The sequence below is a fragment of the Saccharopolyspora kobensis genome, from assembly GCF_900108315.1.
In the GTDB taxonomy this organism is placed as follows: Bacteria; Actinomycetota; Actinomycetes; order Mycobacteriales; family Pseudonocardiaceae; genus Saccharopolyspora; species Saccharopolyspora kobensis.
This window is the reverse complement of sequence record NZ_FNVB01000006.1, coordinates 82,180-101,974: the sequence shown is the minus strand read 5'-3', so window position 1 is coordinate 101,974 and position 19,795 is coordinate 82,180. Positions and strand designations below refer to the sequence as shown.

23 protein-coding genes and 1 tRNA gene are annotated in these 19,795 nt (G+C 71.7%); 9 read left to right on the top strand and 15 right to left on the bottom strand.

The genetic code is table 11. The annotated features are described in order from the left end of the window. Positions 1–90: 90 nt before the first annotated feature. Both C4T78_RS20870 and C4T78_RS20865 read right to left on the bottom strand, forming a co-directional pair. Positions 91–1,188: an FAD-dependent monooxygenase gene (locus C4T78_RS20870; RefSeq protein WP_093356094.1), complete on the bottom strand. Its 1,098-nt coding sequence runs from the start codon at positions 1,186–1,188 to the stop codon at positions 91–93. Next, on the bottom strand, positions 1,188–2,615 hold the full coding sequence (locus C4T78_RS20865; protein ID WP_093356090.1) for an MFS transporter: 1,428 nt from the start codon (positions 2,613–2,615) through the stop codon (positions 1,188–1,190). The genes C4T78_RS20870 and C4T78_RS20865 overlap by 1 nt, the downstream gene beginning before the upstream one ends. A 60-nt stretch (positions 2,616–2,675) precedes the next feature. Here C4T78_RS20865 and C4T78_RS20860 point away from each other — a divergent pair, with 60 nt between their 5' ends. Next, positions 2,676–3,170 carry an RrF2 family transcriptional regulator gene (locus C4T78_RS20860; protein WP_093356088.1) on the top strand — a complete coding sequence of 165 codons (495 nt, stop codon included), beginning with the start codon at positions 2,676–2,678 and terminating at the stop codon, positions 3,168–3,170. A gap of 41 nt (positions 3,171–3,211) precedes the next feature. On the opposite strand, the gene C4T78_RS20855 is transcribed toward C4T78_RS20860, so the two are convergent. Continuing rightward, positions 3,212–4,267 (bottom strand): alpha/beta hydrolase, encoded by a 1,056-nt coding sequence (locus C4T78_RS20855; RefSeq protein WP_093356085.1) that lies wholly within the window; start codon positions 4,265–4,267, stop codon positions 3,212–3,214. Between the two features lie 162 nt (positions 4,268–4,429). Between C4T78_RS20855 and C4T78_RS20850 the strand changes: the two genes are divergently transcribed. Next, positions 4,430–4,978 carry an NADPH-dependent FMN reductase gene (locus C4T78_RS20850; RefSeq protein WP_093356082.1) on the top strand — a complete coding sequence of 183 codons (549 nt, stop codon included), beginning with the start codon at positions 4,430–4,432 and terminating at the stop codon, positions 4,976–4,978. Between the two features lie 152 nt (positions 4,979–5,130). Further along, on the top strand, positions 5,131–5,604 hold the full coding sequence (locus tag C4T78_RS20845) for a Dps family protein (protein ID WP_093356077.1): 474 nt from the start codon (positions 5,131–5,133) through the stop codon (positions 5,602–5,604). Between the two features lie 24 nt (positions 5,605–5,628). Here C4T78_RS20845 and C4T78_RS20840 read toward each other — a convergent pair whose 3' ends face one another. The 3 genes from C4T78_RS20840 to C4T78_RS20830 all read right to left on the bottom strand — a co-directional run bounded on the left by C4T78_RS20840 (position 5,629) and on the right by C4T78_RS20830 (position 7,979). Further along, positions 5,629–6,162 (bottom strand): DUF3558 family protein, encoded by a 534-nt coding sequence (locus C4T78_RS20840; protein ID WP_177247711.1) that lies wholly within the window; start codon positions 6,160–6,162, stop codon positions 5,629–5,631. Positions 6,163–6,332: 170 nt separating this feature from the next. Continuing rightward, the gene (locus C4T78_RS20835; RefSeq protein ID WP_093356073.1) at positions 6,333–7,397 is read right to left on the bottom strand and encodes an NADH:flavin oxidoreductase/NADH oxidase; all 1,065 of its coding nucleotides are present in this window, start codon (positions 7,395–7,397) and stop codon (positions 6,333–6,335) included. 51 nt (positions 7,398–7,448) lie between these two features. After that, complete coding sequence (locus C4T78_RS20830) at positions 7,449–7,979, bottom strand: TetR/AcrR family transcriptional regulator (RefSeq protein WP_093356072.1); 531 nt, start codon at positions 7,977–7,979, stop codon at positions 7,449–7,451. A 75-nt stretch (positions 7,980–8,054) separates the two neighbouring features. Between C4T78_RS20830 and C4T78_RS20825 the strand changes: the two genes are divergently transcribed. Beyond that, a complete protein-coding gene (locus C4T78_RS20825; RefSeq protein ID WP_093356071.1) occupies positions 8,055–8,567 on the top strand; it encodes a GNAT family N-acetyltransferase in 513 nt (170 codons plus the stop codon). A 4-nt stretch (positions 8,568–8,571) separates the two neighbouring features. Here the strand turns inward: C4T78_RS20825 and C4T78_RS20820 are convergent, their stop codons facing one another. Next, positions 8,572–10,422, bottom strand: a complete 1,851-nt coding sequence (locus tag C4T78_RS20820; protein ID WP_093356069.1) for a glycoside hydrolase family 35 protein — start codon at positions 10,420–10,422, stop codon at positions 8,572–8,574. 64 nt (positions 10,423–10,486) lie between these two features. On the opposite strand from C4T78_RS20820, the gene C4T78_RS20815 reads away from it, so the two are divergent. Further along, on the top strand, positions 10,487–11,245 hold the full coding sequence (locus C4T78_RS20815) for a class I SAM-dependent methyltransferase (protein ID WP_235863705.1): 759 nt from the start codon (positions 10,487–10,489) through the stop codon (positions 11,243–11,245). Further along, a complete protein-coding gene (locus C4T78_RS20810) occupies positions 11,230–11,724 on the top strand; it encodes a DUF1059 domain-containing protein (RefSeq protein ID WP_093356063.1) in 495 nt (164 codons plus the stop codon). The genes C4T78_RS20815 and C4T78_RS20810 overlap by 16 nt, the downstream gene beginning before the upstream one ends. Before the next feature lie 47 nt (positions 11,725–11,771). On the opposite strand, the gene C4T78_RS20805 is transcribed toward C4T78_RS20810, so the two are convergent. The 3 genes from C4T78_RS20805 to C4T78_RS20795 form a co-directional block, all read right to left on the bottom strand. Next, on the bottom strand, positions 11,772–13,604 hold the full coding sequence (locus tag C4T78_RS20805) for a prolyl oligopeptidase family serine peptidase (protein WP_093356062.1): 1,833 nt from the start codon (positions 13,602–13,604) through the stop codon (positions 11,772–11,774). Positions 13,605–13,653: 49 nt separating this feature from the next. After that, on the bottom strand, positions 13,654–14,136 hold the full coding sequence (locus C4T78_RS20800; RefSeq protein ID WP_093356060.1) for a DUF1203 domain-containing protein: 483 nt from the start codon (positions 14,134–14,136) through the stop codon (positions 13,654–13,656). Between the two features lie 65 nt (positions 14,137–14,201). After that, positions 14,202–14,834, bottom strand: coding sequence for a TetR/AcrR family transcriptional regulator (locus C4T78_RS20795; protein WP_093356056.1), 633 nt, complete (start codon positions 14,832–14,834; stop codon positions 14,202–14,204). An 86-nt stretch (positions 14,835–14,920) separates the two neighbouring features. Between C4T78_RS20795 and C4T78_RS20790 the strand changes: the two genes are divergently transcribed. Then, on the top strand, positions 14,921–15,778 hold the full coding sequence (locus C4T78_RS20790) for a hypothetical protein (protein WP_143185944.1): 858 nt from the start codon (positions 14,921–14,923) through the stop codon (positions 15,776–15,778). A 38-nt stretch (positions 15,779–15,816) separates the two neighbouring features. On the opposite strand, the gene C4T78_RS20785 is transcribed toward C4T78_RS20790, so the two are convergent. The 3 genes from C4T78_RS20785 to C4T78_RS20775 form a co-directional block, all read right to left on the bottom strand. Beyond that, positions 15,817–16,383: a TetR/AcrR family transcriptional regulator gene (locus C4T78_RS20785; protein ID WP_093356051.1), complete on the bottom strand. Its 567-nt coding sequence runs from the start codon at positions 16,381–16,383 to the stop codon at positions 15,817–15,819. Between the two features lie 10 nt (positions 16,384–16,393). Continuing rightward, complete coding sequence (locus C4T78_RS20780; RefSeq protein WP_093356316.1) at positions 16,394–16,819, bottom strand: VOC family protein; 426 nt, start codon at positions 16,817–16,819, stop codon at positions 16,394–16,396. 115 nt (positions 16,820–16,934) lie between these two features. After that, on the bottom strand, positions 16,935–17,561 hold the full coding sequence (locus C4T78_RS20775; RefSeq protein WP_093356048.1) for a TetR/AcrR family transcriptional regulator: 627 nt from the start codon (positions 17,559–17,561) through the stop codon (positions 16,935–16,937). Positions 17,562–17,680: 119 nt separating this feature from the next. On the opposite strand from C4T78_RS20775, the gene C4T78_RS20770 reads away from it, so the two are divergent. Then, positions 17,681–18,091 carry a hypothetical protein gene (locus tag C4T78_RS20770; RefSeq protein WP_093356047.1) on the top strand — a complete coding sequence of 137 codons (411 nt, stop codon included), beginning with the start codon at positions 17,681–17,683 and terminating at the stop codon, positions 18,089–18,091. 49 nt (positions 18,092–18,140) lie between these two features. Here C4T78_RS20770 and C4T78_RS20765 read toward each other — a convergent pair. Both C4T78_RS20765 and C4T78_RS20760 read right to left on the bottom strand, forming a co-directional pair. Beyond that, positions 18,141–18,214, bottom strand: a tRNA-Pro gene (locus C4T78_RS20765). A gap of 52 nt (positions 18,215–18,266) precedes the next feature. Further along, the gene (locus C4T78_RS20760) at positions 18,267–19,229 is read right to left on the bottom strand and encodes a metallophosphoesterase (protein WP_093356045.1); all 963 of its coding nucleotides are present in this window, start codon (positions 19,227–19,229) and stop codon (positions 18,267–18,269) included. A 69-nt stretch (positions 19,230–19,298) separates the two neighbouring features. Here C4T78_RS20760 and C4T78_RS20755 point away from each other — a divergent pair, with 69 nt between their 5' ends. Continuing rightward, on the top strand, positions 19,299–19,769 hold the full coding sequence (locus tag C4T78_RS20755) for a GatB/YqeY domain-containing protein (RefSeq protein WP_093356043.1): 471 nt from the start codon (positions 19,299–19,301) through the stop codon (positions 19,767–19,769). Positions 19,770–19,795 lie beyond the last annotated feature (26 nt).

Below are 19,795 nucleotides of genomic sequence, written 5' to 3'. Positions count from 1 at the left end.
CGCCCGCGCAGCGCTGCAAGCGTCTCCGTTCCAGGGCGGAATCTTCCTGGGAACGGGGCTGGACGAGCGCGGCAGGTGTCTGCAGTGGCTTCAGCGGTGCCAGTCGAGGACCGGCTCCAGCGAGCGGAGCGAGGCCGAGTTCGGTGCCAAGCGCAGGGCCGCGTTGCGCAGCGCCACGGCGGGCCGCGACGACCACTGCGCGATCGCGCCGATCTGCCGGGAGCGCTTCGCGATCTGCTGCGTGCGAGGACGGCGCTCCCGGTCGTAGGCCGAAAGGTCTGCGCCGGTCGCGGTCTCCGCGAGGACGACCGCATCTTCCAGCGCCTGGCAGGCTCCTTGGCCGAGGTTGGGCGTCATCGCGTGTGCCGCGTCGCCGACGAGCGCGACCCGGCCCGCCACGTAGGTGCGCAGCGGCGGCATCTCGTACAGGTCGTGGTGCAGCACCGAATCCTCGCTCGTGGCGGCGAGGAGAGCCGGGATCGGTTCGTGCCACGACCCGAATCGCCGCTCCAGCTCGGCCAATCCGGTGCGAGCGGCGCCCTCCGGGGCGTTGGCCACCGCGAAGCAGTAGACCCGCCCGTCCGGCAGCGACGCGAATCCGAACCGCTCGCCGCGACCCCAGGACTCACCGCTGTCCTCGATCTCGACCGGCGCGGTGATCATCCGCCAGGCGGCGTAACCGGCGTAGCGCGGAGCGGGAGAACCGCCCCAGACCGAGGTGCGGACGGCGCTGCGGATGCCGTCGGCTCCCACGATCAGATCGGCCCCGGATTCCCCGGCGGAATGCACGACGGTCCCGTCCGCCCGCACCCGCTGCACCTCGATCCCGCTGCGCAGAGCTTCAGGCGGGACTGCGGCGCGCAGAACGTCGAGCAGCTCGGCGCGGTGCAGCATCACCATCGGCCCGAAGCGCGCTTGGACCTCGGCGGTGTCCACGCGCGAGAGCCAACGGCCGTCGGAGTCTTTGAAACCCGCTTGCCCGGACAGCACCGAGCGTTCGCGCACCGCATCGCCCAGCCCCAGCGCGTCCAAGGCGCGCAACGCGTTCGGCCACACCGAGATCCCGGCGCCGACCTCGGCGAACTCCGGTGCCCGTTCCAGCACCTCCACCCGCCAGCCGTGCCGGACCAGCGCGGCGGCGGTGGCCAGACCCCCGATCCCGCCACCGACGACGACGGCCTTGCGCATCAGGCTGCTCCCTCCCTGCCGCGGGCTCCGATGAGCACGAGTGCGGCTGCGATGAGCACGACGTACACCGCGCACAGGACCTCCGTGGCCATGTCGGCGGTGACCAACCGGGGCCCGGCCAGGGCGAAGAACAGCGTCCCGAGCACGGTGACGCCGAGCGCGTTCGCGAACTGCTGGGTGGTCGTGAACGCGCCGGACGCCGCACCGGCCTGCTCCGGTCGCACCTGGGCCAACGCCGCGCCGATCAGCGGAGGCAGCAGGAAACCGTTGCCCAGCCCGACGAGCGCCAGCGGCGGTGCCAGCCACCAGCTCGGCAGTTGCCCGTCGGTGGCCGCCAGCGTTCCGGCGAGCGCGACCAGCCCGGCCATCGCCATGCCCCCACCGCTCAGCAGCACCCGGACACCGTACCGGGCGGCCAGCCGTCCGCCGAGCATCGAACTGATGGTGAAGAGCACGCCCTGCGGCAGGAAGACCAGCGCTGCGGTCACCGGGCTGTTCCCGAGCTTGCCCTGCAGCAGCATGGTCAGCGTGAACATCAGCGCCCCGAAGTAGAGCTGGAACAGGGCGCTCGCGACGAGCAGCGCGAGGTATCGCCGGTTGCCGAACAGCCGCGGGTCGATGATCGGCTCCCCGCCGCGCCGCGCCAGGCCCAGCTGCGTGCGCACCGCCAGCAGGCCGATCGGTGCGGCCGCGACCAGGCACGCCCACGTCCACCAGGGCCAACCGGCTTCGCGGCCGACCGCCAACGGCACCAGCACCACTGCCAGGGTCAGCGACACCGTGACCGCGCCGATCGGGTCGAACCGCGCCATCCGGCCGCTGCCCGCGGGCAGCCGGCGTGCCGCCAGCGCCGCGGCGACCAGTCCGAACGGGACGTTGACCAGGAAGATCATCCGCCAGCCGAGCCCGGAGGCCAGCAGCATCCCGCCGAGGATCTGCCCGGCCAGCGCGGCGATCCCGCTCACCGCGCCGTACCAGGCGGTGGCGCGGCCCCGGTGCTCGGCCGGGAACGTCACCGTGATCAGCGAGAGCACCTGCGGAACCATCGCGGCGGCGGCGAGTCCCTGGAGCAGTCGCGCGGCGACGAGCTGACCGGGCGTCGCGGCGATCCCGCACAGCAGCGAGGCGGCGGTGAAGGCCACCATGCCGAGCGCGAACGTCCGCCGGTAGCCGAACCGGTCGCCGAGGCGCCCACCGGTCACCAGACCGGCCGCGTAGGCGAAGGCGTAGCCGGACACGACGAGCTCGACGGCCGCGTCACCGGCGCGCAGGTCCGCGCGCAGCGACGGAACGGCGATGTTCACCACGAACAGGTCGAACGTCGCCAGGAAGGTGCCGGTCAGGGCGACTCCCAGGGCGAACCACTGGCGTGCGGCGGGGCGGCCTGCCCGCGGAGCGAGCTGCGAGCGCTCGGCGCTTCGGATCATGGATAGATAGATATCATGGATATTCGTTATCCATGATGTCGGCCAAGTAGGGTTCCGGGTATGAAGCTGTCGCAGGGCGTGGAGTGGGCGCTGCACTGCGCGGTGACCCTCGCGGAGGCCGACGCCGGCGATCTGGCTTCGCGCCGCACCCTGGCCGGGTACTACGACCTGCCGGAGGCCTACCTCGCCAAGCACCTGAAATCACTGGTGCGCGCGGGTGTGCTGGTCGCCAGTCCGGGGCCGCGCGGTGGCTTCCGCCTGGCCCGGGCGCCGGAGCAGATCACCGTGCTCGACGTCGTCGAAGCGATCGAGGGTGCCACGCCTTCGTTCGTGTGCACCGAGATCCGGCAGCGCGGTGTCTGCGCGGTGCCGCGGGAGCGGTGCGCGGAGCCGTGCCCCGTTGCGCGGATCATGCTCGACGCGGATCGGGCCTGGCGGGATTCGCTGCGCGCGGTCACGCTCGCCGACATCAGCGATCGGATATCCGAATCCGCACGCGCTCGGGCGAGGGCGTGGCTGGCAGACCCCTCCACGCCTCCGCCGCCCTTGTCGTGAGTGCTTCGGGGTGTTGCAGCACCCCGAAGCGCTCACGGTTCTCAGGCCTTCCGCAGCGACAGCCCCGCGCGGAGCGCGCCGACGATCTCGAAGAGCGCCTCCTGGAACCGGGGAGCCACCTGGCGCGCGTTGACGAAGCCGTGGATCAGGTCCTCGAACCGGCGGCTGATCACCGGCACGCCCGAGTCGGCAAGCCGCTGCGCGTACTCCTCGCCCTCGTCGCGCAGCGGGTCGAACCCGGCCGTGGCCACGTAGGCCGGCGGCATCCCGCTCAGGTCCTCGGCCAGCAGCACCGACAGGCGCGGATCGGCGCGCAGCTCCACGTCGGGCTGGTAGTGGTCGATGAACCAGGTCATGTCCGCGTCGGTGAGCAGGAAACCGGTGCCGAAGAGCTCCCGCGAGCGGCGGCGCGTGGTGCCGTCCGCCGTCGGGTAGATCAGCAGCTGGAACACCGGGTCGGCCAGCTCCGAGCGGGTGGCGTGCAGGGCGACCGAGGTCGCCAGGTTGCCGCCCGCGCTGTCCCCGCCGACCGCGATCGAATCGCGGCTGGTGCCCAGCTCGGCGGCGTTGTCGACGGCGTACCGGTAGGCGGCGAGGCTGTCGTCCAGCGCGGTCGGGAACCGGAACTCCGGGGCCAGCCGGTAGCCGACCGACAGCACCCGGATGCCCGCGTGCTTGGCCAGGAACCGGCACACGTCGTCGTGGCTGTTCAGGTCGCCGATGACCCAGCCGCCGCCGTGGAAGAACACCAGCAGCGGGCTGGTGCCGGTGAGCTCGCGCGGCCGGTACAGCCGGGCGGGCAGGGAGCCGTCCTCGGTCGGGATCGTCCGGTCGGCGACGACGACGCCGCTCACCTGTGACGTGGTGACGAGGCGGGTGGCCCGGCGCATGCCCTCGCGCGCGAGCTCCGGAGTGGGCGCGGACAGCCGCTCCTGCCCGCTGAGCTTCTGCAGCTTGAGCAGCAGCTGCGCGTCCAGCGCGAGCTCCTGGCCGTCCAGGCGGATGGGCCGCCCGGCGATGAGTCGTCGGGCGGGGCGGGGCAGCGCGAAGACGCCGCGCAGCGCCGCGGCCTCCACGAGTTCGCGGACCTTGGACATCGTGGGCCTTCCCGGGAGGCAGCAGGGCGTCCTTGAGGTTACCTGCAAGTAGGTGTGTTTCAAGACACCGACGTTCCGCTTTGACCTCGACCGGACTCGAAGTCGTAGCGTGACCCCGTCCGCCGGAAGACAGGCGCGGCGAGCGGGTGGAAGGATTTGCGCATGACGCTGACCGTGGTGGGAATCGGTGGCTCGGTACGACCGGACTCGCAGTCCGAGCGCGCCCTGCACGCCGCGCTGGCGGGCGCCCGCGAAGCAGGTGCGAAGGTCCACGCGATCACCGGCAGCAGCCTCGTGCTGCCGTTCTACGACCCGCAGCTGACCGAGCGCACCGACAACGCGCTGGAGCTGGTGGACGCACTGCGCAACGCGGACGGAGTCATCCTCGCCTCGCCCGGCTACCACGGCACCGTCTCCGGCCTGATCAAGAACGCCCTGGACTACGCCGAGGACCTGCGCGGCGACGAGCGCCCCTACCTGGACGGACGCGCGGTCGGCTGCATCGGCATCGCGCACGGCTGGCAGGCCACCGTCACCACGCTGCAAGCGCTGCGCTCCGTCGTGCACGCGCTGCGCGGCTGGCCGACGCCGCTCGGCGGCGCGGTCAACTCGGCGGAGACGCAGTTCGAGTCCGGCGGCGAGTGCGCCGACCAGAAGGTCGCCAACGTCCTGCGCACCATCGGCCGCCAAGTCGTCGACTTCGCCTCTTGATCTCCCTCCGGAGTTTCCGGGCTCGTCCTGCGTGGCGGTGCGGGTAGCGGAGTGGCCGTGACGCACGTGACTGCTCCTCGAAGTGCGTCGGTGCCCGGGAGGCAGCACCCTCAGAGGTGAAGCACCTCGCGTCCGAGGAGGTTGTACCGCTCATGGCTCCGATCACCAGCCCGCTCAACGACCAGGACCAGGACATCACCGGCAAGCTGCTGCAGGCGACGCTGCTCGACCTGATCGACCTGCACCTGGTGGCCAAGCAGGCGCACTGGAACGTCGTCGGGCGCTTCTTCCGCGACGTGCACCTGCACCTCGACGAACTGGTCACCACCGCGCGCGGCTTCGCCGACGACGTCGCGGAGCGCGCCGCGGCCATCGGCGTATCGCCGGACGGCCGCGCGGCGACGGTGGCGTCGGGTTCCGGCCTGCCGAAGTTCGAGTCGGACTGGCGCAGCGACAAGGCCGTGATCGAGGCGATGGTCCAGTCGCTCGGCGAGCTGATCCGCCGCCTGCGCGCCCGCATCGACGAGTCCGACAAGACCGACCTGGTGACCCAGGACCTGCTCATCGCCATCGCCGCGGAGCTGGAGAAGGCGCACTGGATGTGGCAGTCGCAGCTCGCGTCGTGACCGCTCCGGGACGCTGATCCCGGGTCAGGGCAGGGCGGGCTCCAGGACCTGCGCGATGTCCAGTGCCTTCGCGCAGGTTTCCGGGTCCGCCCGCCCGGTGTCGGCGTTGTACTTGATCTCCACCGAGACCGAGCCGTCGCCGACGGCGATGATCTGCCTGCACCAGGAGAACTCCGGTGCTCCGGCGGGCACCGCGCTGATCGCCTCGCGGGCGCCGACGGTGTTCGGCTCGAAGCTGCTGAACCCACCGCGCTGCTGCTTCCAGGCCGCGATGTCGGTGGTCTCCGCCTTCGAGATGCGCAGCAGGAACTCGTCGTCGCCGCGGAAGTCGCAGCCGATCTCGCCGTTCTCGTCGACCTGCTCCCCGGGCTGGGTGACGCCGACGTGCTGGAGATCGCTCTGGGAGAGCGCCGAGCACGGGTCGAACCCGGTCAGCGACGGTCCGACCAGCGGTTCCGCCTCCGATTCAGGAGCGTCGCTGTCCGCGGTCGCGCACCCCGAGAGCAGCAGGCCGGTCAGGGCCAGCGCCGCGGCTGCTGTGACTGGTGTTGTACGCATGTCCATCTTCACGTCCGGCGGATTCCTGAGCCGAGATTACGCGAGTCGGGCCCAGCCCGGTCAACTTCGGCGGAAAGCTCCCGGGTGAATCCACAATGGACGTGCTGTGCGGTGGCGGGCGCCGCCGGCGAAGGCGCCCGCCACCTCGGAATATCCCCTCGAACCGCCGGTCAGATGCGGCGGGCGCGCTCGTACTGCTTCGGCCAGATGTTGTCCGCGTGCAGGCGGTCGGCCGCGCGCAGCGGCCAGTGCGGGTCCCGGAGCAGCTCGCGGCCGAGCAGGACCGCGTCCGCCGAACCCGATGCGACGATCTCCTCGGCCTGCTCGGGCGAGGTGATCAGGCCGACGGCCGCCGTCGGGACGTCCGCCTCGTTGCGCACCTGGCGCGCGAACCGCACCTGGTAGCCCGCGCTGATCGGGATGTCCGCCTTCGGCACCGCGCCACCGGTGGAGGCGTCCACCAGGTCCACGCCGCGCTCGGCCAGCAGCCGGGACAGCCGCACCGAGTCCTCGCCGGTCCAGCCGCCCTCGACCCAGTCGGTCGCCGAGATCCGGACGAACAGCGGCCGGTCCGCCGGCCACGCCTCGCGGACCGCCTCGGTGATCTCCAGCAGCACCCGCACCCGGTTGTCGAAGTCGCCGCCGTAGCGGTCGGTGCGGTCGTTGACCAGCGGCGAGTAGAACTGGTGCGCCAGGTAGCCGTGCGCGAAGTGCAGCTCGACCACGTCGAAGCCGGCCTCCTCGGCCCGGCGTGCGGCGGCCGCGAACTGGGCGGGCAGCTCCGCGACCTCGGCTTCGGTCAGGGCGCGCGGCGCGGCGTTGGTGCCGAAGGCGTTGGCGGTGGAGCTCACGGTCTCCCAGCCGCCCTCGGACGCCGGAACGGTCTGGCCGCCCTCCCACGGCGCGGAGGTGGACGCCTTGCGCCCGGCATGCGCGAGCTGCACGCCGGTGGCCGCGCCCTGCGCGTGCAGGAAGTCGTTGATGCGCCGCCAGGCGGCGACCTGCTCGTCGTTCCACAGGCCGGTGTCCTGCGGGCTGATCCGGCCTTCCGGGACCACGGCGGTCGCCTCGGAGATGACCAGCCCGGCACCGCCGGTGGCGAACTGGCCGAGGTGCACCAGGTGCCAGTCGTTGGGCACGCCGTCGGTCGCCGAGTACTGGCACATCGGGGAGACCCACACGCGGTTGCGGATGACGAGGTCGCGCAGCTTGATCGGTTCGAAGAGATGGCTCACGTCAGACACGGACAAGCACGCGGAGGCAGATATTCCGCGTCAGCGACTATTTCACATGTTGGCGAGCAGGGCCTCGAACGCGCTGTCCACGCGCGCCGCGTCACCGGTGGCCAGCAGGTCGAGGACCAGCCCGCGCAGCGCGGCCAGCACCAGCGTGGCCTCCGCCTCTGAGCCGCCGAGCGCGCGCTGGAGCGGCGGCAGCCACTCGCGGACGCTGGCCTCGCCGAAGCCCTCCCAGGCGCCGCCCCGCAGCGAGCGCGCGTAGCTCTCGAAGAAGAACCGGATCACGTCGTGGTGCGCTGCGGAGCTCAGCCACCGCCACAGCGCGCGCAGCGCCTCGGTGCGGTCGTGGCAGTCGGCGAGGGTGTCGGCGAGCAGCTGGAGCTGGACGTCGCGTGCGTGCCGGTGCACCTCGCGGACCAGGCCTTCCTTCGATCCGAAGAAGTACAGCAGCATCCGCGGGCTGGAACCGACCGCGGCTGCGAGCGGGCGCAGCGAGACCTCGGACAGGCCGTGCGTGGCGGAGTAGTCCAGGAGCTTCGCGAGCAGTTCGCTCCGGCGTCCCGTGTCCCGCTCGGTCATCGTCGCCTTCTGTTCCGGTGTCGGTCGGACTGCTAGCGTACGAGTGAAACGACTGTTTCACCGGCGGGAGTTGAGATGCCTTCCGAGATCACCGTTCGCGTCGGCCCGAGGCCCGGCGACCTCGGCACCGTGCTGGCCATGCACGGCAGCTTCTACGCGCGCGAGCACTCCTTCGACGAACGCTTCGAAGCGCACGTCGCCAAGGGCCTGGCCGCTTTCGCCGAGGCGCTGGGCGAAGCCCGCGACGAGCCGGGTGCCGAACCGGGGCGGCTCTGGCTCGCCGAGCGCGACGGCGAGGTCGTGGGCACCGTCGGCCTCACCGACGAAGGGGCGGGCACCGCGAAGCTGCGGTGGTTCCTGGTCTCGCCCGAGGTGCGCGGTTCCGGCGTCGGCAAGCGCCTGATCCGCGCCTTGCTGGAGTACGCGCGGGAACGCGACTTCGAGCGGATCCTGCTCTCGACCGTCGGTCAGCTGGAAGCCGCCGCGCACCTCTACCTCGACGCCGGTTTCCGCTGCACCGAGCGGAGGTCCGTCCGCCAGTGGGGCCAGCACCTCGACGAGCTGGACTACCGCCTCGACCTGCGCTGACCGCTCAACCGAGGTCGGGCTCGGAGCGGAGTTCGAGGGTGCTGCCGGGTTCGTGGAGTTCGAGCACCACGAGCTCGTTGTCCCCGTTCCTCCACAGTGGACTCGGTGCGTACAGGGTGCGCTGCGGGCCGATCGACCAGTAGCGGCCGAGCAGGAACCCGTTCAGCCACACCAGTCCCTTCGTCCAGCCCGGCAGCGCGAGGAACCCGTCCGCGGGCTCGCCGATCCGCAGCGTCGCGCGGTGGAAGGCGGGCCCGGTGGTGGTGCCGGGGCGGAAGCGCAGGCCGGTGAGGTCGTCGAGCGGCAGCGGGCGGATCTCCCAGCCGAACAGGGCCTGCGCGCCGTGCAGCACGCGGTCGGTGATGCCCTTGGGATCGTTGAGCCGGTGCCCGAAGTTGATCCGGCCGCCGGGGTCGACCAGCAGGTCCAGCCGCACGGACTCGCCGGGCACCGGCACCTCCACCGATCCCTGCGGCTCGTTGCGGTCCAGCGTGCCGAGCAGCTCGCCGTCGGCGAACACCAGCGCCCGGTCGGCCAGCCCGCGCACCTTGATCCCCGCCGTCTCGCGCGGGCCCTGGATGCGCGTGCGGTAGTGGATCAGGCCGTGCGGTTGCCCCAGCGCCTCCATGTGCACCGGCGCCGACCGGTGCACCGGTTCGCTCAGCACGTCGAGGGATTCCAGCAGGCCGACCGAGGCGTCGGGCCGCACGCTCTGCGCGCGGAGCCGGGGCGGCAGCGCTGGCAGCGGTTCGCCGGGCACCGGCGCGTGCTCGGCGATCGCTTCGCGGATCCGGTGGAACTTCTCGGTCAGCTCCCCGGCCTCGCCGATGGGGGAGTCGTAGTCGTAGCTGGTGATCGTCGGCTGGTACCGGTCGGCGGCGTCGTCGTAGTTCGCGCCCGCCCACCAGCCGAAGTTGGTGCCGCCGACGCCCATGTACAGCGTCACGGAGGCGTTGGCGGCCAGCATCTTCGACACGTCCGCGGCGGTCTGGACGGGATCGGTGGTGTGGTGCTGCTCGCCCCAGTGGTCGAACCAGCCGTCCCAGAACTCCGTGCACCAGATCGGGCCTTCGGGCTGGTAGCGGCGCAGCGCGGCGAACGGCTCGGTCGGATCGCCGCTGAAGTTGACCGTGGCCAGCACGTCCGGCAGGTTCCCGCCGCGCAGCATGTACTCCGACGGGCCGTTCGAGCAGAACAGCAGGCTGTCGATCCCGTTGCCGCGCAGCGTCTTCTGCAGGTGCGCGAGGTGCTGCTGCTCGTTGCCGTAGCTGCCGTACTCGTTCTCCACCTGGAACGCGATCACCGGGCCGCCGCGGGTGGCCTGCAGCGGTGCCAGCCGCGGCAGCAGTTCGCCGAACCACGCGTCGACCAGCTCCCGGTAGGCCGGATCGTCGCAGCGCAGCGGCAGGTCGGGGTCGGCGAGCAGCCAGGCGGGCAGGCCGCCGAAGTCCCACTCGGCGCAGACGTACGGGCCGGGCCGGATGACGACCTTCAGCCCGACCTCGCCGGCGAGCTCGGCGAAGCGCACCACGTCGCGCCAGCCGGTGAAGTCCACCTCGCCGCGCCGCGGCTCGTGGAAGTTCCACGCGACGTAGGTGTCCACGGTGTTGAGGCCGAGCGCGCGCATCCGGAGCAGCCGGTCCCGCCACTGGTCGGGGTGGGTGCGGAAGTAGTGGAACTCCCCGGCGATGATCCGGAACGGTTCGCCGCCGAGCAGGAACTCGTCGCCGCGCACGGTCAACCCGGTCCGCTCCTGCGCCTGCGCGAGCACCCGGTTGGTGCCGACGGACATGCCGAGGGCGAGACCACCGACGCCGACCGCGCCCAGGAAGCCCCGTCTGCTGACGCCTGCCATTTCCCCACCTCGCCTGCTCGGTGTTGAGTGAAATGGCCACCATTCTTGCGTTTTCGATCAAAACTTGACCAGCACCACCACCGGAACGGACCAGTCGGTGGGCCGGAATCCCCTGGTAGGAGACCTGCGCGGCGCGCATGCTGCGGACATGGAGTCGCAGGCCCGCGCCGTGCGCGTGCGGTGCCACTACAAGCGGGCGGACGTGCCCGCACCGGTCGGGGTGCTCCACCGGTTCCGGGCCCTCACCGGCAAGCGCGCGGCCGGCCAGGTGCTCGACATCGGCGCGTTCGCCCCCGAAGACCTGCTCGGCTACCGCCACATCCGGTACCTGGCCCTGCTCGGCGCCACGCCCGAAGCGCGCCGCGCCCGAGGTGACCTCGCGGCGGATCAGGTCGAAGCGGACCCGGCTCGGCTGCCGTTCCCGGACGGCGCCTTCGACGTGGTCGTCAACCGGTTCTCGCTGTGCTGCGCGGAAGAACCGCGCGCAGTGCTGCTGGAGATCAGCCGCGTGCTCCGCCCGATCGGCCAGCTGCTCTTCCTCGAGCACACCCGTGCGCCAGGCGTGGTCGGGCAGGCCCAGGACAAGGCGCAGGAGATGCTCCGCGGAACTCGCCGCTGCCGCCTCAACGTCGAAGTGCTGATCCAGGTGCAGCTGGCCGGGCTGGTGGTGCGCCGAGCCGAGTGGTTCTGGCCCGCCGCGCACGTGCGCGCCCCGCTGGTGCAGGGCGTCGCGACCCACCCCGACCCGCAGTACGAGCGCGAGCTGGGATGGCTGCGCCACTCCGGCCGCAGGACAGGAGAGCCGCCATGGCCAGGAAGGTAGCCGATTGCCGCAGGTTCCCCAGCGAGTCCGGCTGCACGCTCACCCTCGTCGGGGAGGAGGCGGAGGTGCTCCGCGCCGCGGTGGAGCACGCCGTGTCGGTGCACCAGCACGACGACACCCCGCAGCTGCGCGAGCAGATCCGGGGGCTGCTGGAGGACGAGCACGCCACGGGACCGGACGGCATGAACTTCGTGCAGCTCATCGAGTTCAAGACGGGCAAGCGCGAGCAGCTGGGCGACCTGCTCGACGAGTGGGAGGAGGCCACCGGCGGCAAGCGCACCGCGACGCGGACGGTGCTCACCCAGGAGCACGAGAAGCCGGGGATCTACTACGAGTTCGTGGAGTTCCCGTCCTACGAGGAAGCGATGCGCAACTCGCGCTTGCCGGAGACCGACGCGCTGTCCCGGAAGATGCGCGACCTCTGCGAGGAGGGGCCCACCTTCCACGACCTCGACGTCGTCCGGGCCGAAGCCCTGTGACTGCCCGCGGTGGGCCGCGATCGGAACCGCGGCCCACCGCTCAGCGCTCAGCCCAGGCCGACGGCGCGGCGGGCGAAGTGGATCTCCGCCGCGACCTGGCGCAGCGTCTCCGACACCACGAGCGAGCCGTGGCCCGCGTCGTAGCGGTAGAACTCGAACGGGACGTCCCGCTGCCCCAGCCGGTCCAGGTAGTTCAGGATCTGCTGGATCGGGCAGCGCGGGTCGTTGTCCCCGGCCAGCACCAGCGTCGGCACCCTCACCTGGTCGACGTAGGTGATCGGCGACGCCTTCTCGTACACGTCCGGCACGTCCTCCGGCGAGCCGCCGAACAGCGCGCGGTCGTAGGCCCGCAGCGGTTCCATCTCGTCGGCGTAGGCGGAGACGTAGTCGGCCACCGGGACCCCGGCGACACCGCCCGCCCAGCGCTCCGGCTGCGTGCCCAGCGCCAGCAGCGTCAGGTACCCGCCCCAGGACGCGCCGGCGACCACGCTCTGCGCCGGCGTCGTGAGCCCGGCCTCGATCGCCCAGTCGTGCACCCGCGCGACGTCCTCCAGCTCGGTCAGCCCCGGCCGCCCCTCGATGGCGTCGCGCCAGGCCGAGCCGTACCCGGTGGAGCCCCGGTAGTTGATCTCCACCACGGCGAACCCGGCGTCCAGCCAGGCCGCGCGGTAGGCCGAGAACCGGTCCTCGTCCGCCGCGTGCGGGCCGCCGTGCAGGTTGAACACCGTCGGCAGCGGCCCGTCGGGAGCACCGGCCGGGCGCGCCACCAGCGCGTGCACCGTGTCGTTCGGCCCGTACGGGACCTCCACGAACACGTCGGTGAGGGCCTCCGAACCCGGCGGCCGGTCACCGGGCGGCGTCAGCAGGACGCGGTCCTCGCCGTCGGCGGAGACCGTGCGGATCAGCGACGGCGTCGCCGCTGACGACCACACGTACTCCACGGCGTGGTCCGGCCGCACCGACGCGCCCGCCACCGTGCCCGGCGGCGTGGCGAGCTCGGTGAGGGTCTTCGCGGCCAGGTCGTAGCGGTGCATGGTGGTGCGCGCGTGGTGGGTGTGCGCGATCAGCAGCGCCTCGCCGTCCGGGTACCAGTCGGCCGAGACCTCACCGGGCAGGTCGAGCTCGATCTCCGTCTCGCTGTCCGCGACGACGTCCCAGATCAGCAGCTCCTCCTTGCCGCGGCGCTCGTGCAGCACCAGCAGCCGGGGATCGCCGGTGACCGGCGCGAAGGCGAGCGCGTCCAGCCCCTTGCCCGGCCCGTCCCACTTCTCGGCCACCTCGGAACCGTCGGTGCGCAGTACCCGCAGCGCCGGGTGGCGGCTGTCGCCGTGCTCGGAGTGCGAGATCACCAGCATCGACTCGTCCCAGGACATCGCGGACAGCCCGCCGTCCTGCTCGTGCTCGTAGAGCACCTCGGGCTTGCCGTCGCGCACCACCCAGACCGTCACGCCGTCATCGGTGGACATGCCCATGCCGATCACCGACCGGCCGAGCTCCAGGCCTGCCGGGTAGCCGGGGTGCGTGCCGGGCAGCGCGGGCCGGGCCTCGCCCGAGGCGAACGGCTCGACCCGCCAGCTGCCGAACTCGTCGCCGTCGGTGTCGTCGAACCACCAGATCTGCTCGCCGTCGGCGGACAGCGTGCCGTGGAACGTCCCGTTCGGGCGGTCGGTGACCTGGCGGTGCTTGTCCGCGTCGCGGTCCCACGCGTAGAGCTCCCAGGTGCCGCTGAAGTTCGACACGTACAGGCTGCGCTGCGGGGCATCGCGCGCCCAGTCCGGCAACGACACGCGCGGCGCGCTGAAGCGGGCCCGCCACCGAGCCTCCCGCTCGGGGTCGTCGAAAAGCTTCTCGGGGATCTTCGCCTCGGGGTAGGTGCTCACCCCGTCGATAGTGCCCGATGGCCCCACGACCTGCGGACGCGACAGGCGATCAGCGCCGAACTTCGAACAGGAAGCAGCCGAATTCGACGGCCCGCACGTGCACCAGCGCGACCTCCGGGTCCCGCAGCAGGTCGTCGGCGGTGCGCTCGGAGAGCTCGGTCCGCCCGTCGAGCAGGCTGCCGCCGAGGATCTCGCCGTTGCCGTTGTAGGCGCGGAGCACCCGGCGGCTGCCGCGCAGCGCCTCCGGCCACTCCGGGTTCTCCGGCCCGTCGCAGGTCTCGGCGTGGATGAAGACCGGCCCGACTTCTTCGTACGGTCCGGGTTCGGCGCCGTTGTCCCGGGCCCAGCGCCGCAGCGGGGCGTAGGCGACGAGCATCAGCCGCTCGCCGGGCTTGCTCCGCCGCAAGCAGCACCGCAGCGGCTGTCCGTACTCGTCGTCCTCGATGTGGACCCGTGGTTCCCGCCCGGCGTCATCGGACTTGCGGAGCTCGTCCAGCACGCCGGTTTCGATGGGCAGCACGCGGAATGTCATGCCTCGATCGTCGCGCCGGAACAGTGCGGAAGCTGGCGGGAAACCGCCGTCGCGTGGTCGCGGGTCTAGTCCGGCGGACCGGGGTCGGGCGTCCCGCTGCCGGAAGGCCCGGTGAGGGCGAGTGCCGCGTCGAGGAGCGCGGAGGTGAGCGCGGGGAGCCGGTCGGGGGATTCGGACAGCAGGAACAGCCAGGCGAAGACGGGGCCGACGAGCAGGGCGTTGAGGGCGGTCGGGTCGGGCCGGGTGGCGACCTCGCCGCGCGCGGCCGCGCGGTCCAGGATCTCCGCGAGCGTCCGGCGCTGGGCTCCGAGGTACTTCTCGTCGAACCGGTCGAGCAGCACGGGGTCGGCGTGGATGTCGGCGAGCAGGCCGGGAAGCGTTCCCGGTGGCGGGGCGGCCATCTTGTCCGCGATGTCGGCGAGCACGGCCGCCAGGTCGGCGCGGAGGGATCCGTTGTCGGGCGCCACGTCCAGGAACTGGCCCTGCACGAGGACGTCGAAGATCATTTCCTGCTTCGTGGCGTGGCGCCGGTAGATCGCGGCCTTGCCCACGCCGGCTCTTGCGGCCACCTCGGCGATCGTGAGCCGCGCGTACCCCACCTCGCTCAGCAGCTCCAGAACAGCGGAGGCGATGGCGTCGTCGACGCGGCTGTCCCGAGGGCGGCCCCCCTGGTTCCGAGCTTGATTCCGCGCAGGCATGTGTGCATCATACGAGACCACGAGTATCGAAACCGTTGGTTCCGTAACTAGCGGTTCCGCCTTGTCGGTCGGATCGAGGGGATGACATGAGCAACCCGCTGAAGACGAGGGCGGATTCGAGCGAGGCGGCGTCTCTTCTGCGGATGTGGGCGCTGGTCACCGCCGTGGCCCTGGCGACGGTGACCGCGGTGCTGCGCACGTTCGTGCAGACCGAACCGGTCATCGAAGCGCTGATGGCAAGCGACGCTCCCGCCGAGTCCCGGCAGGCGCTGCGCATGATGTGGCACGGCATGACGGCGATCTTCTGGACCTACCCCCTGGTCCTCGTGCTGCTGCGGAACCGGTCGGCGTCCGTGACCAGGCCGGTGCTCGGCTGTCTTGCGCTGCTGAACGGATCCCAAGCGGTGCTGTACGCGGTGACCGGCCTCTGGGTGGTGCGCGGGCCGCTTTCGGTTCCGGAATGGGCGTTGCCCGCAGCGGTCGCGGTCCTGGCCTGGCTGGCCCGCCCGGCCCGATCTCCAGGTGCTCCGGCGACTCGGCCCCGCCGCGGTCGAGGACGACTGGTGCTGCTGTGGGTCGCGCTGGTCAACGCCGTGTTCAACGCGGTCTTCCACACCGTCGAAGGCACGCTGATGTCCTGGCCCGCCGAGCTGCTGGCGAGCGACACCGCTACCGGCCCCAAGCTGACGCTGTACGCGATGTGGTTGTTCAGCTGCGTGCTGTTCTGCGCGGTCGCGGTGACCATGGCCCGGTCGCTGCGGACCTCCTCGGCGGCCTGCCGGTTCCTCCTCCGCTACCTCGCCGTGCTGGTGGCTGCCCTGGGGGTGTCGTGGGCCGGTGCGATCGCGTTCGGAGCCGGGCCCGATCTGCCACCGATCGGGCCGGTGGCCCTGGCCATCCAGGCCGTTCTCGCCGCGCTGAGCGCACCGGCCCAGGAGGAATGACCCGGAATGGCGACCAGGCCGGTGGCCGCACCGGGGTGTCATCGCACGCGGATGGCCGCCAGGACGAGGTCGACGGACTGCTCGGCGAGGTCGTCGGTGAGCGGCCGGTGCCCGAACAGCACGCTGTAGTACAGGGGCGCGGCCAGGGCGTCGAGGACGAACTCCACATCGGTGTCGGGCTGGATCTCGCCCCGCCGGATCGCCGAGCGCAAGGCGTTGGCGGTCGTTTCCCGGCGCGCGTCGAAGACGCGGCGGCGGAACTCGGTGGCCAGCTCGGTGTCCGAGGCGAGGTCGGCGATCAGCCCGGGCAGCGCATGACCCAGCGGTGTTCCCGACAGCGCGCGCACCAGCGTCGACATGCCGGTGACGAGGTCGTTGCGCAGGTCTCCGGTGTCGGGCGTGGGAGTCAGCCCCATCCGGCGGGCCACCGCGTCGACGACCAGGTGCGTTTTGGACGGCCACCGCCGGTACACCGCGGGCCGGTGGACGCCGGCTCTGGCCGCCACCGCACCCATGGTCAGCTGCCGGTAGCCGACGTCGCTGAGCAGATCGACCGCGGCGGCCAGGACGGCGTCGTCGATCCGGGCTTCTCTGGTGCGGGCCATGCGCCGGACCCTAGAAGACCGGTGCGGGTACCAGGACGACCCGCCAGCCGTCCGGATCCTCGAAGGTCAGGGCGCCGACGCCGGCCCAGTACGGGTTCTCCGCCGGGACCGGTTCGTGCCCGGCCTCGGCCAGTCGCTCGACCACGTCGTACATCCGCGCGTCGCCGTGGAAGTACAGGACCAGCAGGTTCTCCGCGGTCGGTGCCGGGCACGGGCTGCCGTCGGCGTGCGAGGTGAACTCCAGGTGGTGGCCGGTGCCGGGCAGGCCGAGCATCACACCGTCGTAACCGGCGTGGTTCTCGAACCGGCCGATCACCGGCAGGCCGATGACCTCGGCGTAGAACTGCTCGACTTCGGCGAGCCGGTCGGTGGGCCGGGCCACCCGGACCTGCGCGACGTCGAGTCCGGACGGCCATTCGGCGGGTGTCGTGGTCATGACCATAACGGTACATGGTGTACCGATATGGTTGGTGGAGATTCGGCTGTTCCCGGGTCGGCGTTCGCCGTCGCGGCTGTTCGACGGGCAGCACGCGGACGTGCCGGAACCGCCGTCACTCCGGGAGCGCCGCCGGGTCGGTCGCCGCGGCGCGCAGGCGGTTCAGCACGGCGCGGGAAGCCTTGTCGTAGCAGGTGAATTCGTCGTGCAGCACCGATTCGGCGTTGGCCATCTCCAGGAACGCGGCGAGCTCGAAGACCAGCTGCGGGATGTCGGTGCCGGGTGCCACTTCGCCTGCCCGCTGCGCGTCCCGCGCGGTCCGTTCGAGGTGGCGGGACCAGTTGGCGCGGGCGGCGACCAGCGCGTCGTGGACCTTGCCGCTGCGCGCGTCGAACTCGGCCGAGGCGGCGTAGAAGAAGCAGCCGCCGGGGAAGACCCGGTCCCGGGAGTAGGTCAGCCAGCCGTCGCAGGTGCGCCACAACCGGTCGATGCCCGGCGGTGCGGCGTTGGCGGGCTCGATCACGTGCTCGACGAAGACCTCGGTGGCGGCGCCGATGGTGGCGAGCTGCAGGTCCTCCTTGGATCCGAACAGCGCGAACACGCCGCTCTTGCTCAGTTCGAGCTCGCCGGCGAGGCGCCCGAGCGACAGCCCGTCCAAGCCCTCGACGGAAGCCAGGTCCACGGCGCGCCGCAGGACCAGCTGACGGGTCCGGTTGCCGCGCTCGATCCGCCGATCGGCCACGTGCCCACCTCCTGCCTCGGGAGCGGCCGAGTCTAGCGAGAAAAGGTGGACGACCGTGCGGTCACTTGCGTATAAACAAGCACGAACGACCGTGCTGTTTCTTTTGCCGAGGAGCCACCATGACCGACATCTGGTTCGCGCGCTGGAAGCCCGGGGCTGCGAGGGCCTTCGCGAGCAGCGGCGATCCGGTGATCGTGAGCGTCACCGAGTTCACGCCGCACCGACCGCGGACGGCCTTCGGCGTCGCAACCCGCGGGATGGCCCTCCGCAAGACGTGGCCGGGCCTCGAAGGCGCGATCGGGATGTGGCTGTGGCTGACGCCCGACCTCCGGCGCCCCCGATCAGGCGCGATCTCGGTGTGGCGAACCGAAGCGGACCTCCACCGCTTCGTGGCCCGAGCGGATCACGTCCGCATCATGCGCGCCTACCGCGACCGAGGAGCCCTCCGCACGAAAACCTGGCAACAGAGCCGCTTCGACCCACCGGCCATCAGAGAAGCAGCCCGAACCTTCCTGGCCGAACCTGCCTAGAAACAGGAGAAGGGCCTTGGCCGGTTTCCGGCCAAGGCCCTTCTCTGCGTCGGGGTGGCGGGATTTGAACCCACGACCTCTTCGACCCGAACGAAGCGCGCTCCCAAGCTGCGCCACACCCCGATCCTTCAGCGGAGGAGCATCTCGGGTGCTCGCCCCAACCGCTGAAGATAGCTTACCGGACGCTTTCGCCGGTTCCGAAGGGGGTCCTCTTACTGGCGTTTTCGCTGTTCAGGGCCGGTTTTTCGGAGCGGGGCAGCAGAGTCAGCAAGGTCGCCTCCGGCGGGCAGGCGAAGCGCACCGGGGCGTACGGCGACGTGCCCAGCCCGGCCGAGACGTGCAGGTGCATCCGCTCGCCCCAGGTGGACGCGCCGCGCGCCCGGGCGCGATCGAGATCGCAGTTGGTCACCAGCGCGCCGTAGCCCGGCAGGCGCAGCTGGCCGCCGTGGGTGTGCCCGGCCAGCACCAGGTCGTAGCCGTCCTCGGCGAAGCTGTCCAGCACGCGCGGCTCGGGGGAGTGCGTCACGCCGAGGCGCAGCTGCACACCTTCGGGCAGCGGGCCGGAGATCAGGTCGTAGCGGTCCGCGTGCAGGTGCGGGTCGTCCAGGCCCGCGATGTGGATGCGGACTCCGGCGACCTCGATCTCGTGGCGCCGGTGCGTGGCGTCCAGCCAGCCGCGCTCGGCCATCGCCGCGCGCAGGTCCCGCCACGGCAGCGGTTCGCCGTGGATGCGCTTGGTCTTGGCCGAGGGCAGCAGGTAGCGGGCCGGGTTCTTCGCGGTCGGACCGAAGTAGTCGTTGCTGCCGAAGACGAACACGCCGGGCCGGTCCAGCAGCGGCCCCATCGCGCGCAGCGCCGCGGGCACCGCCTGCGGGTGCGCGAGGTTGTCGCCGGTGTTGACCACCAGGTCCGGGTCGAGGTCCACCAGGTCGGACACCCACCGCTGCTTGGACCGCTGGTTCGGCGTCATGTGCAGGTCGGAGATGTGCAGCACCCGCAGCGGGGCAGTGCCCTCGTCGAGCACCGGCAGCGAGACCTGCCGCAGCGTCCAGTGCCGCCGTTCGATCGCGGCCGAGTAGGTGACCGTCGCGGCGCCGAGAGCGCTCGCGCTGAGCAGAAATCGCCCGAACTTTTTCACCCCACCAACCCTACGACGACACGCGTGCCCGCGGCGGACCGCGTGCGCGCTCAGCGCGATAATCAACACATGGCCGAGCTCAAGGACAAGCTGCGGGCGGACCTCTCCGCCGCGATGAAGGAACGCGACACCGTCGTCACCGGCGTGCTGCGGATGACGCTGGCCGCGGTCGGCAAGGAGGAGGTGGCCGGCAAGCAGGCGCGCGAGCTCTCCGACGAGGAGGTGCTGCGCGTGGTGAGCAAGGAGGCCAAGAAGCGCGACGAGGCCGCCGAGGCCTTCCGCGGCGCCGGGCGCGCGGAGCAGGCCGACGCCGAGGAGCGCGAGGCGGAGATCCTGCGCCGCTACCTGCCGAAGCCGCTCGGCGACGACGAGCTGGCGCAGCTGGTCACCGACGCCATCGGCGAGGTCGAGGCCGAACTGGGCGAGCGCCCGGGCATGAAGCAGATGGGCCAGGTCATGAAGGCCGCCAACGCCAAGGCCGCGGGCCGCGCGGAAGGCGGCAAGGTCGCGGCCCTCGTCAAGGCCAAGCTCGCCGGCTGATCCCTCCGGCTGATCCCTCCGGCTGA

Excerpts from the sequence above, each read along its gene's own strand:
- C4T78_RS20785 (WP_093356051.1), bottom strand. The coding sequence starts at position 16,383 with ATGGCCCGCACCAGAGAAGCCCGGATCGACGACGCCGTCCTGGCCGCC.
- C4T78_RS20830 (WP_093356072.1), bottom strand. The coding sequence starts at position 7,979 with ATGACCGAGCGGGACACGGGACGCCGGAGCGAACTGCTCGCGAAGCTC.
- C4T78_RS20780 (WP_093356316.1), bottom strand. The coding sequence starts at position 16,819 with ATGACCACGACACCCGCCGAATGGCCGTCCGGACTCGACGTCGCGCAG.
- C4T78_RS20795 (WP_093356056.1), bottom strand. The coding sequence starts at position 14,834 with ATGCCTGCGCGGAATCAAGCTCGGAACCAGGGGGGCCGCCCTCGGGAC.
- C4T78_RS20810 (WP_093356063.1), top strand. The coding sequence starts at position 11,230 with ATGGCCAGGAAGGTAGCCGATTGCCGCAGGTTCCCCAGCGAGTCCGGC.
- C4T78_RS20850 (WP_093356082.1), top strand. The coding sequence starts at position 4,430 with ATGACGCTGACCGTGGTGGGAATCGGTGGCTCGGTACGACCGGACTCG.
- C4T78_RS20790 (WP_143185944.1), top strand. The coding sequence starts at position 14,921 with ATGAGCAACCCGCTGAAGACGAGGGCGGATTCGAGCGAGGCGGCGTCT.
- C4T78_RS20755 (WP_093356043.1), top strand. The coding sequence starts at position 19,299 with ATGGCCGAGCTCAAGGACAAGCTGCGGGCGGACCTCTCCGCCGCGATG.
- C4T78_RS20800 (WP_093356060.1), bottom strand. The coding sequence starts at position 14,136 with ATGACATTCCGCGTGCTGCCCATCGAAACCGGCGTGCTGGACGAGCTC.
- C4T78_RS20855 (WP_093356085.1), bottom strand. The coding sequence starts at position 4,267 with ATGTCCAAGGTCCGCGAACTCGTGGAGGCCGCGGCGCTGCGCGGCGTC.
- C4T78_RS20820 (WP_093356069.1), bottom strand. The coding sequence starts at position 10,422 with ATGGCAGGCGTCAGCAGACGGGGCTTCCTGGGCGCGGTCGGCGTCGGT.
- C4T78_RS20825 (WP_093356071.1), top strand. The coding sequence starts at position 8,055 with ATGCCTTCCGAGATCACCGTTCGCGTCGGCCCGAGGCCCGGCGACCTC.
- C4T78_RS20770 (WP_093356047.1), top strand. The coding sequence starts at position 17,681 with ATGACCGACATCTGGTTCGCGCGCTGGAAGCCCGGGGCTGCGAGGGCC.
- C4T78_RS20870 (WP_093356094.1), bottom strand. The coding sequence starts at position 1,188 with ATGCGCAAGGCCGTCGTCGTCGGTGGCGGGATCGGGGGTCTGGCCACC.
- C4T78_RS20860 (WP_093356088.1), top strand. The coding sequence starts at position 2,676 with ATGAAGCTGTCGCAGGGCGTGGAGTGGGCGCTGCACTGCGCGGTGACC.
- C4T78_RS20845 (WP_093356077.1), top strand. The coding sequence starts at position 5,131 with ATGGCTCCGATCACCAGCCCGCTCAACGACCAGGACCAGGACATCACC.
- C4T78_RS20865 (WP_093356090.1), bottom strand. The coding sequence starts at position 2,615 with ATGATCCGAAGCGCCGAGCGCTCGCAGCTCGCTCCGCGGGCAGGCCGC.
- C4T78_RS20840 (WP_177247711.1), bottom strand. The coding sequence starts at position 6,162 with ATGCGTACAACACCAGTCACAGCAGCCGCGGCGCTGGCCCTGACCGGC.